This window comes from Dorea sp. AF36-15AT (assembly GCF_003477705.1).
Classification (GTDB): Bacteria; Bacillota; Clostridia; order Lachnospirales; family Lachnospiraceae; genus Claveliimonas; species Claveliimonas ammoniilytica.
The window spans coordinates 151,387-165,263 of record NZ_QUDV01000002.1; the positions used below are offsets into that span (position 1 = coordinate 151,387).

Annotated in this window: 12 protein-coding genes and 1 tRNA gene; 11 read left to right on the forward strand and 2 right to left on the reverse strand. The window is 45.7% G+C overall.

Annotation, left to right across the window (positions count from 1 at the left end; translation table 11 throughout):
• Positions 1 to 32: 32 nt before the first annotated feature.
• Entirely contained in the window at positions 33 to 962 is a 930-nt protein-coding gene (locus DWZ93_RS04875; protein ID WP_243061122.1) for a permease, read from the reverse strand.
• Positions 963 to 1,273: 311 nt separating this feature from the next.
• On the opposite strand from DWZ93_RS04875, the gene DWZ93_RS04880 reads away from it, so the two are divergent.
• Together DWZ93_RS04880 and DWZ93_RS04885 are read left to right on the forward strand one after the other, a co-directional pair.
• Positions 1,274 to 2,158, forward strand: coding sequence for a LysR family transcriptional regulator (locus DWZ93_RS04880; protein WP_118452139.1), 885 nt, complete (start codon positions 1,274 to 1,276; stop codon positions 2,156 to 2,158).
• 1 nt (position 2,159) lies between these two features.
• The gene (locus tag DWZ93_RS04885) at positions 2,160 to 2,648 is read left to right on the forward strand and encodes a GNAT family N-acetyltransferase (RefSeq protein WP_118452140.1); all 489 of its coding nucleotides are present in this window, start codon (positions 2,160 to 2,162) and stop codon (positions 2,646 to 2,648) included.
• Positions 2,649 to 2,836: 188 nt separating this feature from the next.
• On the opposite strand, the gene DWZ93_RS04890 is transcribed toward DWZ93_RS04885, so the two are convergent.
• Positions 2,837 to 2,919, reverse strand: a tRNA-Leu gene (locus DWZ93_RS04890).
• A gap of 194 nt (positions 2,920 to 3,113) precedes the next feature.
• Between DWZ93_RS04890 and DWZ93_RS04895 the strand changes: the two genes are divergently transcribed.
• From DWZ93_RS04895 to smpB, 9 genes are all read left to right on the forward strand, one after another.
• Positions 3,114 to 3,839, forward strand: coding sequence for an NAD-dependent protein deacylase (locus DWZ93_RS04895; RefSeq protein WP_118452141.1), 726 nt, complete (start codon positions 3,114 to 3,116; stop codon positions 3,837 to 3,839).
• Between the two features lie 20 nt (positions 3,840 to 3,859).
• Positions 3,860 to 4,888 carry a type II CAAX endopeptidase family protein gene (locus tag DWZ93_RS04900; protein WP_118452142.1) on the forward strand — a complete coding sequence of 343 codons (1,029 nt, stop codon included), beginning with the start codon at positions 3,860 to 3,862 and terminating at the stop codon, positions 4,886 to 4,888.
• A gap of 103 nt (positions 4,889 to 4,991) precedes the next feature.
• Entirely contained in the window at positions 4,992 to 6,350 is a 1,359-nt protein-coding gene (gene trkA / locus DWZ93_RS04905; RefSeq protein ID WP_118382429.1) for a Trk system potassium transporter TrkA, read from the forward strand.
• 16 nt (positions 6,351 to 6,366) lie between these two features.
• On the forward strand, positions 6,367 to 7,821 hold the full coding sequence (locus DWZ93_RS04910) for a TrkH family potassium uptake protein (protein WP_118452143.1): 1,455 nt from the start codon (positions 6,367 to 6,369) through the stop codon (positions 7,819 to 7,821).
• 221 nt (positions 7,822 to 8,042) lie between these two features.
• Positions 8,043 to 9,389, forward strand: coding sequence for a phosphoglucosamine mutase (gene glmM / locus DWZ93_RS04920; protein WP_118452145.1), 1,347 nt, complete (start codon positions 8,043 to 8,045; stop codon positions 9,387 to 9,389).
• Positions 9,390 to 9,438: 49 nt separating this feature from the next.
• A complete protein-coding gene (gene eno, locus DWZ93_RS04925) occupies positions 9,439 to 10,752 on the forward strand; it encodes a phosphopyruvate hydratase (protein WP_118452146.1) in 1,314 nt (437 codons plus the stop codon).
• 29 nt (positions 10,753 to 10,781) lie between these two features.
• The gene (gene secG / locus DWZ93_RS04930; protein WP_118382433.1) at positions 10,782 to 11,024 is read left to right on the forward strand and encodes a preprotein translocase subunit SecG; all 243 of its coding nucleotides are present in this window, start codon (positions 10,782 to 10,784) and stop codon (positions 11,022 to 11,024) included.
• 73 nt (positions 11,025 to 11,097) lie between these two features.
• On the forward strand, positions 11,098 to 13,254 hold the full coding sequence (rnr, locus tag DWZ93_RS04935; protein WP_118452147.1) for a ribonuclease R: 2,157 nt from the start codon (positions 11,098 to 11,100) through the stop codon (positions 13,252 to 13,254).
• Complete coding sequence (gene smpB, locus DWZ93_RS04940; protein ID WP_118452148.1) at positions 13,241 to 13,708, forward strand: SsrA-binding protein SmpB; 468 nt, start codon at positions 13,241 to 13,243, stop codon at positions 13,706 to 13,708. The genes rnr and smpB overlap by 14 nt, the downstream gene beginning before the upstream one ends.
• The last annotated feature ends 169 nt before the right edge of the window (positions 13,709 to 13,877 follow it).

Sequence of the window (13,877 nt, forward strand, 5' to 3'; positions counted from 1 at the left end):
ATGAATCCTTTTGCGATTTTTATATTAACTGATTAGTCTGTCATTGCTCCGGACTTCTGCAACTCTTTCTGTGCCCGCTCTGATTCAGAAGGCATAGACATTTTCCGCGCATCGCGGAAGAATGTTGCGGAAGTGATGATCATAACCACACATACGATATAAGTCAATGTGGACAGTGACAGGAAGCATGCAACCTTATATGCAATGACTACACCGATACATCCGAAAATGGACAGCATGATCGTTGCGGTACGGTCGTATTTTCCTTCTTTGATGAATTTAAAGCAGGATGCGTTCATCAGGAATGCACAGGAACCCATCATGATTGGGAATGCAACTCCGATGTTCATACCAAGTGCGCCAACAAGTGCCATGCATGGAGCATACAGACCAACACCGATCATCATCAATGCGCCAAGGAAGAAGTTAATGACCACTCCTACGACTAATTTAATACCGCTAAGTCCGGTTGCAGTGCCGACAGCACCGAATGGACCGACGCCGGCGTTCTTGCATACAAGTGCAACAGCCAGGATTACCAGACCGACAGACAGAGCATAACGAACGGTTTTCAGATCCCATTTGCAGACGATGCCGGAACCAACGAGTGCGCCGATAGCAGCTGCGGCCAGCATGAGATAAAGAGTCAACGGATCAATGTCTACGAAAGTCATAAAGAGGATGCCCTCTAATGCAACGGGAATCGTGTTGCCGACATTTAATGTACCCGGAATAATCTCATCATTCGTTGATTTGGTGAATTTGAAACATGCAGACTGTGTTGCAAAACATCCGATACCCCAGGTATCCAGCATGTTGGTGAATAAACCGATCAGGGCAAGTGTAATACCCTTTTTGAAATGGATCTCGTCTTTGTGCTTGATCAGATCGACAATCAGAAACAAAGCAGAGCAGATTGTAAATGCGATCAAAACAATTCTTAGTAAAATTACTGCATTCATTTTAACCCTCCAGATAAATATACCAAAATATTGTGATAAACAGTTACCTGGCAGATGTCCACCCCGATAACCTTGGAAATCCGCCAGCATTTTTAATTTTATAACTTTGTCTTTTGTTAAACAATTTAAGAAAATTAAATGGGTCATTTAATATATCTAAAGAGTGGAGGAATTGAAGAAAAATGGTTATGATATAAAAAATATTGAATGGGTCGTTTAACATTTCTAATGTATGCGCGGTGGATGCGTCTTGCGTACTGGCTGCTGCAATTATATAATAAAAAAGAGTGTTACAAACAGGGAGCAAAAAAATGACAAAGTACGAAATGATTCTAAGCGTGTATCATACACACAGCATATCAGTCACAGCAGAAAAATATAATTATACGCAGTCAGCGATCAGTCAGGCAATTAAGAGCTTTGAGAAAGAACTTGGTCTTCCGCTGTTTAAAAGAACGAAAAATGGCATGCTGCCAATCTCAAATACAGAAGAAATTATCCGGGAATTGCGAACAATCTGCGATGCCGAGAACCGTATTGCGGATATCGCATCGAATCTGACCAGTCTGAAAAATGGTTATATACATATCGGAACGATCAAGAGTATTGCATATAACTGGTTACCTTCCATGGTAAAGAATTTTTCAAAAAAATATCCAAATATTCATTTTAAAATATCAATGGGAAGTTCTTCGCAGCTTCATGATAAGCTGGATCAGAATGAGGTGGATTGTATCTTTGTGTCCAATTATCTGCTCCCGGATAATCTGGAATTTTATCCGATGGATACGGATGAACTGATGCTCCTGACGGCGAGAAATCATCCACTGGCAGACAAACTGAAGGTGAATCTGACTGATATTAAGGACGAGAATTATATTTATTCAGAAGATGGTTTTGACTTTGAAGCGGGTGGGATCTTTGAGCAGAATGACATTCATCCGACTGTGCTTTACCAGTTAGATGATGACGTGGCTGTCCAGAAAATGGTATCCGATGGGATGGGAATCAGTGTATTACCGAAATTATTGCTGTCCAATCCGCCATTCGACATTTGCATCCGTCCATTTACGGAGCATTACAAACGGACCTTGGGCGTGGCATATCTGAAAGACAGCGAATTGGATCCGGCGACAGAAGCGTTCTTGGAATATGTAAAAGAATGGAAATCAAATAAAGGAGAACAGCGAAGATAGGATGAATATCAGAAAGACCAGAAAAGAAGATGTCCCAGTAATTATGGATTTGTATGAAAATGCAAAAGCATTTATGCGCAGCAAAGGCAATCTGACACAGTGGAATGACGGATACCCATCGGTAGAAATTATCACAGAAGATATCGACAACGGTAATTCTTATGTGTTTGTGGAAAATGATGAGATCGTAGGAACATTCGCGTTCATCATCGGTGAAGATCCGACTTATCAGGTGATCGAAGATGGCGAATGGCACAGCAGTAAGATCTACGGAACCATCCACAGAATTGCATCATCCGGTAAAGCGAAAGGCCTGGCAAAGACCTGCTTTGATTACTGCAGTGAAAAGATTGATTGTCTCAGAATTGATACGCATGAAGATAACCAGCCGATGCAGGATGCAGTGCTCAGATATGGGTTTAAAAAATGCGGAATTATATACGTCAGGGACGGAAGTAAGAGAGTAGCATTTGATTATATAAAAGGATAGAGAATATTGGGAGTAAACGAATGAAATGAGTCTCACAGGAGAAAATCTTGTGGGACTTTTTAGTTGTAATGAAAGCTCAAGATAATATCTGTATGTGCATAAAAAGGTAATCAAAGGTAATCAAACTCAAATGAGTAATAAAAAAGCGAGAAGCCTTGATTTACAAGGTTTCTCGCCCCACTAGCTAGTGCGGAGAAAGGGACTTGAACCCTCACAGTGTTGCCACCACTAGAACCTGAATCTAGCGCGTCTGCCATTCCGCCATCTCCGCTTGCTGACAAAAGCTATATTACCACAGGCAATATGAATTGTAAAGAGTTTTTTGAAAAAAATAAAAAATTTCTGGTACAGGTAGTTTTTCAAGGTAAACAGGTCACCCTGTTGCATTTACTATGAAAAGCCAGGTCTCATATTGAAAAAGGACAGTATTGGGAATACAATAGATAAAACAGGAGGTGCAGATATATGTACGCAGAGGAAGTTGCAAAATTACAGAAAATTATAGATGACAGCAGCAGGATTGTGTTTTTCGGAGGCGCGGGTGTATCTACGGAGAGTAATATTCCGGATTTCCGGAGTGCGGATGGACTTTATCAGCAGAAGTATAAGTATTCGCCGGAGCAGATCGTAAGTCATAGCTTCTTTATGCAGAATCCGGAGGGGTTCTATGAATTTTATAAGAATAAGATGATGTTTCTGGATGCAGAGCCGAACCCGGCGCATAGAAAACTTGCGGAGATGGAGCAGAAGGGAAAGCTTACGGCGGTGATCACGCAGAACATTGATGGGCTTCATCAGCTTGCCGGAAGTAAGAATGTGTTGGAACTTCATGGAAGCATCCATCGCAATTACTGTATGAAATGTAGCAAATTCTACGATGCGAAGTATGTGAAGTATGCAGATGGCGTGCCAAGATGTGAGTGTGGCGGCATGATCAAGCCGGATGTTGTATTATATGAAGAAGGGCTGGACAGTAATGTGATCGATCGGAGTATTCGGGCGATCAGTGAAGCGGATACATTGATCATTGGAGGCACATCTTTGGTGGTATATCCGGCAGCAGGATTTATTGATTATTTCCATGGCAAGCATCTGGTAGTGATCAATAAGAGTGCGACGGCGAGAGAAGTGGGTGCGGAACTGACCATTTCTGCACCGATCGGGGAGATATTGAGTCAGATTACGTTATAATATGGTTGTGGTAAGTTCGTGTGGATTTAGACCTTGGAACTCTGACAGCACACGTAAGAAAAGACTGGAAAGAGCAGGTAGACAGATTTATGAATGAGATGAGACAGACAGCGTGGAGCAGAGAACATCGGAAGAAGCCGTATGTGACCGCTGTGATATTGGCGGTATTGATTGTAGCTGAGATATTTATCCTGAGCGGCATACTTGGATATTTATTTGGAACGGCGGGAGTGGTACTTCATGAGATTGTGCTGGCATTGATCGGTATATTAATGATTCTGATCATGCGGGGCAGAATGAAGACGGCATTTCCATTTCGGAAGCTGAAATGGTCTGGTATATTTGGCTCTTTGATCCTGTGGGGCGGTATCTTGCTGCTGACCAGCGTGGTGACACTTACGATGGCGTATTTTTTTCCGGACCAGATGCTGAATGCGAGTAATGGTGTAGATGAATTGATGTCTGCGACACCGATGTGGATTGACCTGCTGGTGGTTGCAGTGACGCCGGCAATCTGCGAGGAGATTGCATTTCGCGGAGCATTACTGACCTGTTTTCGTGGGACGCGGAGCAAATGGACTGGGATTATTATCGTAGGATTATTCTTTGGTGCGTGCCATGGCAGCGTGTGGCGTATGGTGCCAACGGCGATACTTGGACTTGTTATGGGATATGTTCTGTTTGAGACGGAGAACATCTTCTATTGTATGCTAATACATTTTACCAATAATGCATTTTCAGTAATACTGACCAATGCGCTCGTGTGGCTGGAGAGGCTGCAGGGAACAGGCGCACAGGCAGTTGATGTGGCAACAGACAGACTGCCGTTAGCATCTGTTGGCATTTATATGATTTTTGCAACGATAGCACCACTGCTCTTATATATAGGTAACTATCTGATTCACAGGGGGCAGCCGGGATATACGAAGGTATTCCCACGGGAGAAAAGAGGAGCGCTGTGGGGAATGCTTGGTGCCTGCGCAGTTCTTTTTGGATGTGGAGTCTTTCTGATATCCGCCGCTGTTGTGCTTCAGGTAATACTGGGGTAAAAAAAGGATTGCCTTTCTGGAACGAATTGCTATAATGGAGTATAGATTTAATATAGGATAGTAGGCTTGTGAGCCAGGCATGAGAGTGCCGATGGAGGATAAAATGAAGATATTGATTGCTGGTGATGGTAAAGTTGGAGCATCACTGACCCGGGAACTGACAGCAGCCGGGTATGATATTACACTGATTGATTCGAAGCAGAATGTGTTGGATAGTAGTATTGAGCGATTTGATGTGATGGCGATTCGGGGTAATTGCGCATCTATGGAGATATTGGAAGAAGCAGGCGTTAAGGATGCAGATCTTCTGATCGCGGTGACAAGTGCGGATGAAGTTAATTTGTTGTGCTGTCTTACAGCGCATGGTATGAATCCTGATATTCATACGATTGCACGTATCAGGAATCCGGAATACAGCAAGCAGATTTATCGGATGCGTGGGATATTTGCGCTGTCATTGTCAGTGAATCCGGAGAAGCAGGCTGCGATTGAGATTGAGCATCTGCTGAAATACCCGGGATTCCTGAAGAGAGATTCTTTCGCAAAGGGAAGACTTGAGATTGTAGAACTGAGAATTGGTTCGGACAGTAAGCTGAAGGATCTGGCATTGAATGATTTGGATTCCGTAGCAAAATGCAAAGTACTGGTATGCGTTGTATTGAGAAAAGGCAAGGTAATTGCACCGGATGGCAATTTCGTATTGCAGGAAGGCGACCGTATCTTTGTTACGGCACCGACCGATAATCTGACGATATTATTGAAGAATCTGGGCATTATTACGCATAAGGTACGTCGCGTTATGATCTGTGGCGGTGGTAAAGTCAGCTATTATCTTGCCGAGAGACTGAAGAAGAGTGGTATGATCGTGCAGATCATTGAACAGGATTATGAGAAATGTCTGGATTTGGCGAAGCGTTTGCCGGGAGCCAGCATTATCCATGGAGATGCCAGCAATCAGGCACTGCTGGAGAGCGAAGGCATCCAGGATTGCGATGCGCTGATTACGATGACTGGCATGGATGAGCAGAATATCATCATTTCTTTATATGGTAATAACTGTGGCGTGCCGCAGGTGATCACGAAGGTAGGACATCTGGATCACACCAAGATTATCGAGAATCTTCCTATAGGAAGTATTGTGAGTCCGAAGGAGCTGTGTACCAATGCAATCGTACGTTATGTGCGTGCAATGCATAATCAGGAAGGTGCTGCGATTACGGTGTACGGTATCGCGGATGGTCAGGCAGAAGCACTGGAATTTCTCGTGGAGAAGGATACCAGATACTGTGGAGTGCCATTGAAGAACATGGAGACGAAAAAGAATATCCTGATCGCAGGTATTTCTCATAAGGCGAGGACAGAGGTGCCGGATGGAGAGTCCAGCTTTGAGGTGGGCGATACGGTAGTTGTTGTATCCGGTCGTGACGAAGTACTATATCAGTTGGATGATATATTTGAATAGGTGAGGAGACGTCATTATGAACTATAAGATGGTTGGGCGTTTTCTGGCCCAGATATTGACTGTGGAAGGTTTGTTTATGATTCCGGCGGTGATCATCGGCTATGTATGCGGAGAAGATAATGCCATGCAGGCACTGCTTTGGAGTATTCTGATCATTGCAGTGGTGGTTGCGTTTTTAAGGCTTACCTGCAGGCATGCGGCAAGTGGATTCTACGCAAAAGAAGGTTTGGCGTGCGTAGGACTTGGATGGATCGGTATGTCATTATTTGGTGGACTTCCATTCTTTATCGCTCGTGAGATTTCGAACTATGTGGATGCATTATTTGAAATCGTATCCGGATTTACTACAACCGGATCATCCATTTTACCGGCAGTAGAAGACATGTCCCAATGTCTGTTGTACTGGAGAAGTTTCAGCCACTGGCTGGGCGGTATGGGTGTGCTGGTGTTCCTGCTTGCGATTGTGCCGGCAGGAGGCAAGGGCAGAGGCTATACGATGCACATTCTTCGTGCGGAAAGCCCGGGACCGGTCGTTGGTAAACTGGTTCCTAAGATGAAGGATACAGCGAAGATCCTGTATCTGATCTATATTTTGCTGACGGTCATTAATATTATTTTCCTGTTGGCTGGTCATATGCCGGTATTTGATGCATTTTGTACTGCGTTCGGTACAGCCGGAACCGGTGGTTTTGGTATTAAGAACGACAGCATAGCAGGTTATAGTCCGTATCTGCAGAATGTAACGACTGTATTCATGCTGTTATTCGGAGTGAATTTCTCCTGCTATTATTTGCTTTTGATCAGGCAGTTCAAGGCAGTGTTCTTTGATGAAGAATTACGGTTATATCTTGGCGCTGTGCTTGGAAGTACGGCGCTGATTGTGTGGAACCTGCGAGGATTCTACGGATCTCTGGGTGAGACTATACGACATGCGGCATTCCAGGTGTCCAGTATTATTACAACCACCGGATTTGCTACGACGGATTTTGATAAATGGCCCGGATTTTCCAAGGCGATCATATTGTCGCTGATGGTACTCGGAGCGTGTGCAGGAAGTACCGGAGGAGGTCTGAAATGCGGACGCGCGTTGATCTTGCTGAAGAGTGCACATCGTAATATCCGTAAAGTTCTGCATCCACAGAAAGTGCAGGTAGTGCGCAACAACGGTCGTATGGTGGACGAGAAGATTGTGGCAAGCATCAATGCGTACATGGCTATCTATGTGATCATTGTGATCTTAAGTTTCCTGATGATATCCATTGATGGATTTTCGGTGGAGACGAATCTTTCAGCAGTGCTTGCATGTTTTAACAATATCGGACCGGGACTGGATGCTGTAGGACCGACCTGTAACTTTAGCGCATACAGCATTTTCTCCAAATTAGTACTGATCGGAGATATGCTGGCAGGTCGACTGGAGATATTCCCGATATTGATCCTGTTATCAAGATCTGCGTGGAGCCAGAGATAAGTGCATCATAACTGGATTTTGTTGCAATATTATATCAGCTGGGAGTCAATCCCCCCAGCTGATATAGCCTCCGGCAGGATTGCAGAGGTGCGCAGTAGAAGTATGTCATGCAATTGCATGACGCGCACCTCGCAGCAAGAATGCCGAGGCATTCTTGAAAAAATTTACCGTATAAACGGAACTGTATAGATACATTAATAAGGATAGTAAGGAGAAGAATTATGGGTAAGTATTTTGGAACAGACGGCTTCCGTGGTGAGGCCAATGAAGTGCTGACAGTGGAGCATGCCTTCAAAGTGGGACGTTATATCGGATGGTATTACGGACAGGAACATCGCGCAAGAGTCGTGATCGGTAAGGATACCAGACGAAGCAGCTATATGTTTGAGTACTCGCTGGTTGCAGGTCTGACAGCTTCCGGTGCGGATGTATGCCTTTTGCATGTTACGACTACACCGAGTGTGTCTTACGTGACAAGAACCGAGGATTTTGACTGCGGTATTATGATCTCTGCCAGCCACAATCCATTCTATGATAATGGTATTAAGCTGATCAATCACAAGGGACATAAGATGGATGCCGATGTTGAGGAGAAGATTGAAGCATACATTGACGGAGAGATACCGGAGCTTCCACTGGCGAAGAAGGATCAGATCGGACGCACCACAGATTACTCAGCAGGACGTAACCGTTATATCGGATATCTGATTTCTTTGGCAACCAGATCTTTTGAAGGTAAAAAGGTAGGACTTGACTGTGCAAACGGAAGCTCATTTATGATCGCAAAGAGTGTGTTTGATGCGCTGGGTGCTAAGACCTATGTGATCAATAACGAACCGGATGGTCTGAATATCAATACGAACTGTGGATCTACTCATATCAACGTGCTGCAGGAGTATGTACGTGAAAAGGGACTGGATGTAGGATTTGCTTACGATGGAGATGCGGATCGCTGTATCGCAGTGGATGAGAATGGCAATGTCGTAGACGGTGACCTGATCCTGTACGTATGTGGTAAATATCTCAAAGAAACAGGACGTCTGAATGGTGATGCGATCGTGACAACGGTAATGTCCAATCTCGGATTATACAAAGCCTGCGATAAAGTGGGCATGAAATATGAGAAGACCGCTGTTGGTGACAAATACGTATACGAGAACATGGTAAAGAATAATTATTCTCTGGGCGGTGAACAGTCCGGACACATTATTTTCAGCAAGCATGCGACGACCGGAGACGGTATCCTGACTTCTCTGATGATTATGGAAGTTATGCTGGAGAAGAAGATGACCCTTGGCCAGCTTACAGAGCCTGTACGCATTTACCCGCAGCTTCTGAAAAATGTGCGTGTTACAGATAAGAAGACTGCCCGTGAGAATCCGGCAGTGCAGGCAGCAGTTAATGCAGTGGCAGAGACGCTGGGCGATGACGGACGTATTCTGGTGCGTGAGAGCGGTACAGAGCCTGTGATTCGTGTCATGGTAGAAGCAACGACGGATGAACTGTGTGAGAAATACGTAGATCAGGTGATCGATGTGATTCGCGCAGAAGGTTTGGTTGTGGGATAGAACGAACGGAATCTGGAAATAATACCTCCTGTAATAGGAGGTATTTTTTATGGATAAATATGTACCGATCAGAGATGTATATGCGAGAGAAATCCTTGATTCGCGAGGGAATCCTACGATCGAGGTGGAGATACTGGCTGGAGAGAAAACCGTGGGGTGTGCAAGTGTACCGTCGGGTGCGTCCACTGGGAAATATGAAGCAATCGAACTGCGTGACGGAGAGGCACGTTACATGGGAAAAGGTGTGGAGCACGCGGCTGACCATGTGAATGCACAGATCGCGCCGGAGATCGTGGGGATGAATGTACTGGACCAGAGAGGGCTGGATGAGGTGCTGAAGAGACTTGACGGCAGCAGGAATAAAGGGAAACTTGGCGCTAATGCAATTCTCGGGGTGTCGATGGCAGCGGCGAGAACGGCAGCAAAAATATCCGAACGTCCATTGTACACGTATCTTGGCGGTGTACAGGCGAGAACATTGCCGGTTCCGATGATGAATATTATGAACGGTGGCAGGCATGCGGACAACACGATTGACATTCAGGAATTTATGATCCTGCCTGTGGGTGCGCCAGATTTCCGGGAAGGTGTAAGGATGTGTGCGGAGATTTACCAGAGCCTGAAAACACTGCTTGGACAGCACGGCTGTAACACGGCGGTAGGAGATGAAGGTGGTTTTGCACCGGATCTTCCGGATGCGAAAGAGGCACTGAGCATGTTAATGGATGCCTGCAAAATGGCAGGGTATCAGCCGGGAAAGGATATGTTGTTTGCACTGGATGTGGCAGCGTCTGAGCTCTATGATGAGAAGCTGAATGCTTATGTGTTTGACGGTGAGAGCCGGATGCATGGACAGAAGGTTCTGCGCACGACAGATCAGATGATCGCGTATTATGAGGAACTGCTTGCAGAGTTCCCGATATATTCGATCGAAGATCCGCTAGACGAAGAAGATTGGGAAGGATGGGTCAAGATGACTGCGCACCTTGGCGGAAAAGTATATCTGGTAGGAGACGATCTGTTTGTGACGAATACCGAACGTCTGAAGAAAGGGATAGAACTTGGCGCAGCCAATGCGATCCTCGTGAAGATCAATCAGATCGGAACGTTAAGTGAGGCATTTGATGCGGTGGAAATGGCACACCGAGCGGGCTGGCAGGCAATCATATCCCATCGTTCGGGAGAGACTGTGGATACGATGATCGCGGATATTGCGGTCGCATTTAACACGGGGCTTATCAAGGCCGGTGCACCGTGCAGATCAGAGCGTGTAGAGAAATATAACCGCCTCATGAGGATTGAGGAAATGTTGGGAAAGACAGCAGATTTTCCTTGCTATATGGACACTCCTGTGCTAAAATAATTATGTTTAATCCGCAGGAGGTGTGAATCGTGGAAATTTTGAAGACCGTATTAATGATTTTACTTGCAATCGATTGTATTGCACTGACAATAGTTGTATTATTACAGGAAGGTAAGTCGGCAGGACTCGGAACTATCGGAGGTATGGCTGATTCTTACTGGGGACAGAACAAAGGACGTTCTATGGAAGGTACTTTAGTGAAGGTTACCAGAGTGCTCGCAGTATTATTTATCCTGCTTGCGCTGGCATTGAATCTGAAGGTATTTGCATAAGAAGATGAATTTGGATGTAAGGCACTCTTGTAATAAGGGTGCCTATTCTTATGTGCAGAAGTTAGGAGAGAAGATGGACCAGACATTTGAGAAGAGAAAAAAGATTATATATGAATTTATATGCGATGATATGTATGTGCCGATGAAGCTGAAGGAGCTTGCTATTCTGCTGCAGGTGCCGAAGGAGCAGCGCAGTGAGCTGAAAGCGGTCATGGATGCACTGGAGGCAGAGGGCAAGGTGCATGTATCTCAGAAGGGAAAGTATCTCAAGGGAGCAGGACGGACGCTGCGCGGTGTCTATCAGGCACATCCGCGAGGATTTGGCTTTGTAACGATAGAAGGGGAGACAGATGATATCTTTATCCCGGAGAAGGAGACCAATGGAGCACTTCACGGAGATACGGTGGAGATTCTGTTAACTGCTTCGCCGGAAGGAAAGCGTAAGGAAGGTAAGATCGTGAAGATCGTGGAGCGCGGTACGGCAAAGATTGTAGGTCTCTATCAGGTGGCAAAGGGCAAGCATTACGGATTTGTGATTCCGGATAATCAGAGATTTCTGCAGGATATCTTTGTGCCGGAGGAGCGCGCCAAAGGTGCGGTAGACGGTCACAAGGTGGTCGTGGAACTGACGTCTTACGGTTCAGATAATGCCAAGCCGGAAGGTAAGATCGTAGAGATTCTTGGTCACGTGAATGATCCGGGCGTGGACATCATGTCAATCGTAAAAAGCTATGATCTGCCGGTTGAATTTCCGGAGAAAGTGATGAATCAGGCAGAGCGTGTGCCGGAAGAGGTCAGTGATGCAGATATGGCGGGTCGCAAGGATCTGCGTGAGTGGGTGATGGTCACGATCGATGGCGAAGATGCGAAGGATCTGGATGATGCGGTATCGCTTACGCGGACAGAAGATGGCAAGAACTGGATTCTGGGCGTACATATCGCAGATGTGGCGAATTACGTGCAGGAGCGGAGTGCATTGGACAGAGAAGCACTCCATCGTGGAACCAGTGTCTATCTGGCAGACCGTGTGATCCCGATGCTTCCACACCGTCTGTCGAATGGTATTTGTTCGCTGAATGCAGGCGTGGACCGTCTGGCAATGAGCTGCATTATGACAGTAGATGCCAAAGGAGATGTAATCGATCATGAGATCTGTGAGTCTGTGATTCGTGTTAATGAACGTATGTCTTACACCAGCGTCAAGAAGATCCTGGAAGACCATGATGAGGAAGAGACGACGCGTTACATTGATCTGGTGCCGATGTTTGAGGAAATGGAGCAGCTTGCCGGTATCCTTAGAAACCGCAGACATCAGCGTGGTTCAATTGACTTTGATTTTCCGGAGAGTAAGATTATGCTGGACGAGGAAGGACATCCGACGGAGATCCGTTCTTACGACCGTAATGTGGCAACGAAGATTATCGAAGATTTCATGCTGCTTGCCAATGAAACGGTAGCAGAAGAGTACTACTGGCGGGAGATTCCGTTCGTATACCGGGTACATGAGACACCGGATGAAGATAAGATCAAGAAGTTAGCAATCCTGATCCATAACTTTGGTTATTCCCTGCACATTTCCGATGAGGTGCGTCCGGGGCAGATTCAGAAGCTGCTGGCGAAAATCCAGGGTACACCGCAGGAGACGATGATCAGCAGACTGGCACTGCGCTCGATGAAGCAGGCGAGATATACGCCGGAGAATGACGGACATTTCGGACTGGCAGCGCGCTATTATACACATTTTACATCCCCGATCCGCCGGTATCCGGATCTGCAGATCCACCGCATTATCAAGGATGATCTGCGTGGCAGAATGAACGAGAAAAAGATGGAGCACTATCAGACAATCCTGCCGGAAGTGACCAGACAGGCAAGTGAGACAGAACGACGGGCAGAAGAGGCAGAGCGGGAGACGATCCGCCTGAAGAAGGCTGAGTATATGGAAGCACATATTGGCGAAGTATTTGAGGGTGTGATCTCGGGCATTACCAACTGGGGCATCTATGTGGAGCTGTCTAATACGATTGAAGGACTGGTTCATGTTGCAAATATGTACGATGACCATTATGATTATTATGAGGATAGATACGAGATGGTTGGCGAGCACACAGGCAAGACGTACAAGCTCGGTGAGACGGTGTATGTGCGTGTGATCGATGCCGACTGTCTGACAAGAACCATAGATTTTGAGATGGCTGATGAAGGAGATATGGAAGATGGCGAAGAGTAATGGCAAGCTGATTGCCAATAATAAAAAGGCATATCATGATTATTTTATTCTGGATACTTACGAGACAGGCATTTCGCTGGCAGGTACAGAAGTAAAGTCCTTGCGTATGGGCAAATGCAGCATCAAGGAGTCTTTTGTAAGAATTGAAAACGGCGAGGTCTTTATCTACGGCATGCATATCAGCCCGTATGAGAAGGGCAATATTTTCAACAAAGATCCGCTGAGACCGAGAAAGCTTCTGTTGCATAAATATGAGATCAATAAGCTGCTTGGTAAGACCAAGGAAAAAGGTATCGCAATTGTGCCGCTGAAGGTATATTTCAAGGGAAGTCTGGTGAAGGTAGAGATCGGACTTGCCAAAGGTAAGAAGCTGTATGATAAGCGTCAGGATATCGCTAAAAAGGATCAGCAGAGAGAAGCAAGCAGAGACTTCAAGATCCGTAACTTCGGATAGTTATCTGCTGAAAATGCGCTGAAACAGCCAGCGACCAGGCTCATGGTCGGACACATGATGGCTACTGTTGCTTCTTTAAGGGCTGCCGGGAATAAAATGTTAGTACTGAAAATATGGTTGCCTGCCTGTTGCTAATATGATAATATACAGACAGGGAAACCAAAGCCAG

What these genes read in the sequence shown, in the direction of transcription:
- DWZ93_RS04875 (WP_243061122.1), bottom strand. Translation starts at nt 962, where the DNA reads ATGAATGCAGTAATTTTACTAAGAATTGTTTTGATCGCATTTACAATC.
- DWZ93_RS04880 (WP_118452139.1), top strand. Translation starts at nt 1,274, where the DNA reads ATGACAAAGTACGAAATGATTCTAAGCGTGTATCATACACACAGCATA.
- DWZ93_RS04885 (WP_118452140.1), top strand. Translation starts at nt 2,160, where the DNA reads ATGAATATCAGAAAGACCAGAAAAGAAGATGTCCCAGTAATTATGGAT.
- DWZ93_RS04895 (WP_118452141.1), top strand. Translation starts at nt 3,114, where the DNA reads ATGTACGCAGAGGAAGTTGCAAAATTACAGAAAATTATAGATGACAGC.
- trkA (WP_118382429.1), top strand. Translation starts at nt 4,992, where the DNA reads ATGAAGATATTGATTGCTGGTGATGGTAAAGTTGGAGCATCACTGACC.
- DWZ93_RS04910 (WP_118452143.1), top strand. Translation starts at nt 6,367, where the DNA reads ATGAACTATAAGATGGTTGGGCGTTTTCTGGCCCAGATATTGACTGTG.
- glmM (WP_118452145.1), top strand. Translation starts at nt 8,043, where the DNA reads ATGGGTAAGTATTTTGGAACAGACGGCTTCCGTGGTGAGGCCAATGAA.
- eno (WP_118452146.1), top strand. Translation starts at nt 9,439, where the DNA reads ATGGATAAATATGTACCGATCAGAGATGTATATGCGAGAGAAATCCTT.
- rnr (WP_118452147.1), top strand. Translation starts at nt 11,098, where the DNA reads ATGGACCAGACATTTGAGAAGAGAAAAAAGATTATATATGAATTTATA.
- smpB (WP_118452148.1), top strand. Translation starts at nt 13,241, where the DNA reads ATGGCGAAGAGTAATGGCAAGCTGATTGCCAATAATAAAAAGGCATAT.